This is a genomic window from Microcoleus sp. AR_TQ3_B6 (assembly GCF_036702785.1).
Taxonomy (GTDB): domain Bacteria; phylum Cyanobacteriota; class Cyanobacteriia; order Cyanobacteriales; family Microcoleaceae; genus Microcoleus.
On sequence record NZ_JAUBVJ010000208.1, the window covers coordinates 1 to 2790 of the forward strand.

The 2790-nt window shown below is 51.1% G+C and carries 2 rRNA genes; both read right to left on the reverse strand.

Annotated elements, in window-relative coordinates:
* Positions 1 to 55 precede the first annotated feature (55 nt).
* Positions 56 to 168 (reverse strand): 5S ribosomal RNA (gene rrf, locus QUB56_RS36670).
* A 144-nt stretch (positions 169 to 312) separates the two neighbouring features.
* Positions 313 to 2790, reverse strand: a 23S ribosomal RNA gene (locus QUB56_RS36675); the annotation flags it as partial.

Consider the following 2790-nt stretch of genomic DNA (forward strand, 5'->3'; position numbering starts at 1 on the left):
CAAAGCAAAACGCCCTTCTACTCGAACGAGCAGAAGGGCGGTTTGGGCTGTAAGAGCCTGACGATGACCTACTTTCACACGGGAACCCGCACTATCATCGGCGCAAAGTCGTTTCACTGTCCTGTTCGGGATGGGAAGGAGTGGTACCAACTTGCTATGGTCATCAGGCATAACTTGGTGTCGGGCTGCTCTGGGAGCAACACAACGAATTCATAGAGTTTGGAATCAGATTTTTGTGTCTTTTGACTGCGTCAACTTGGCATAACAATCTTTGAGCTTATCGCAATCACTTGCGTTGGCAATCAAAGTTATAGGGTCAAGCCGCACGAGCAATTAGTATCAGTTAGCTTAACGCATTACTGCGCTTCCACACCTGACCTATCAACGTCCTGGTCTTGAACGACTCTTTAGGGGGCTCAAGGCCCCGGCAGATCTCATCTTGAAACGAGTTTCCCGCTTAGATGCTTTCAGCGGTTATCTCTTCCACACTTAGCTACTCGGCAATGCCACTGGCGTGACAACCGATACACCAGAGGTGTGTCCACTCCGGTCCTCTCGTACTAGGAGCAGGCTTCCTCAAATCTGCAGCGCCCACGGAAGATAGGGACCAAACTGTCTCACGACGTTTTAAACCCAGCTCACGTACCTCTTTAAATGGCGAACAGCCATACCCTTGGGACCGGCTACAGCCCCAGGATGAGATGAGCCGACATCGAGGTGCCAAACACCGCCGTCGATATGAACTCTTGGGCGGTATCAGCCTGTTATCCCCAGAGTACCTTTTATCCGTTGAGCGATGGCCCTTCCATACAGAACCACCGGATCACTATGTCCTGCTTTCGCATCTGCTCGACTTGTCAGTCTCGCAGTTAAGCACGCTTATGCCATTGCACTATCGTCACGATGTCCGACCGTAACTAGCGTACCTTCGAACTCCTCCGTTACGCTTTGGGAGGAGACCGCCCCAGTCAAACTGCCTACCATGCACTGTCCCCGATCCAGATAATGGACCTAGGTTAGAACCTCAAACACACCAGGGTGGTATTTCAACGTTGGCTCCATGAGATCTAGCGACCTCACTTCAAAGCCTCCCACCTATCCTACACAGATCTGTTCAAAGTCCAATACAAAGCTACAGTAAAGGTTCATGGGGTCTTTCCGTCTTTCCGCGGGGAGATTGCATCATCACAAACATTTCAACTTCGCTGAGTCTCAGGAGGAGACAGTGTGGCCATCGTTACGCCATTCGTGCAGGTCGGAACTTACCCGACAAGGAATTTCGCTACCTTAGGACCGTTATAGTTACGGCCGCCGTTTACTGGGACTTCAATCAAGAGCTTGCACCCCATCATTTAATCTTCCAGCACCGGGCAGGCGTCACACCCTATACGTCCACTTTCGTGTTTGCAGAGTGCTGTGTTTTTATTAAACAGTCGCAGCCACCGATTTTTTGCAACCCCGTTGGGCTCGCCTTGTACAGGTTCACCTACTTGGGGCATACCTTCTCCCGAAGTTACGGTATCAATTTGCCGAGTTCCTTCTCCTGAGTTCTCTCAAGCGCCTTAGAATACTCATCTCGCGCACCAGTGTCGGTTTGCGGTACGGTCGTCAATAGCTGAAGCTTAGTGGCTTTTCCTGGAAGCAGGGTATCACTCACTTCGTCTGCAAGCAGACTCGTTATCACCCCTCATCTAAGCCCGGCGGATTTGCCTACCAGGCACGACTACAGGCTTGAACCAACATATCCAACAGTTGGCTGAGCTAACCTTCTCCGTCCCCACATCGCACTATTGATCGGTACAGGAATATTGACCTGTTTCCCATCAGCTACGCATCTCTGCCTCGCCTTAGGGGCCGACTCACTCTACGCCGATGAACGTTGCGTAGAAAACCTTGCGCTTACGGCGAGGGGGCTTTTCACCCCCTTTAACGCTACTCATGTCAGCATTCGCACTTCTGATACCTCCAGCATCCGTTACCAGACACCTTCACAGGCCTACAGAACGCTCTCCTACCACTTGCAATAAATTGCAAATCCGCAGCTTCGGTAACTGGCTTAGCCCCGTTACATCTTCCGCGCAGGACGACTCGATCAGTGAGCTATTACGCTTTCTTTAAATGATGGCTGCTTCTAAGCCAACATCCTGACTGTTTTAGCCTTCCCACTTCGTTTCCCACTTAGCCAATTTTAGGGACCTTAGCTGGCGGTCTGGGTTGTTTCCCTCTTGAGTCCGGACGTTAGCACCCGGTGCTCTGTCTCCCAAGCTGTACTCGTCGGTATTCGGAGTTTGCATAGGTTTGGTAAGTCGCCATGACCCCCTAGCCTAAACAGTGCTCTACCCCCGACGGTAATACTTGAGGCACTACCTAAATAGTTTTCGGAGAGAACCAGCTATTTCCAAGTTTGTTTAGCCTTTCACCCCTATCCACAGCTCATCCGCTAGTTTTGCAACACTAGTCGGTTCGGACCTCCAGTACCTGTTACGGCACCTTCATCCTGGCCATGGATAGATCACTTGGTTTCGGGTCTACACCCAGCGACTGATTCGCCCTATTCGGACTCGATTTCTCTACGGCTTCCCTATTCGGTTAACCTTGCCACTGAATGTAAGTCGCTGACCCATTATACAAAAGGTACGCAGTCACCCTTGCGGGCTCCTACTTTTTGTAAGCATGCGGTTTCAGGATCTATTTCACTCCCCTCCCGGGGTTCTTTTCGCCTTTCCCTCACGGTACTGGTTCACTATCGGTCGATTACGAGTATTTAGCCTTGGAGGATGGTCCCCCCAT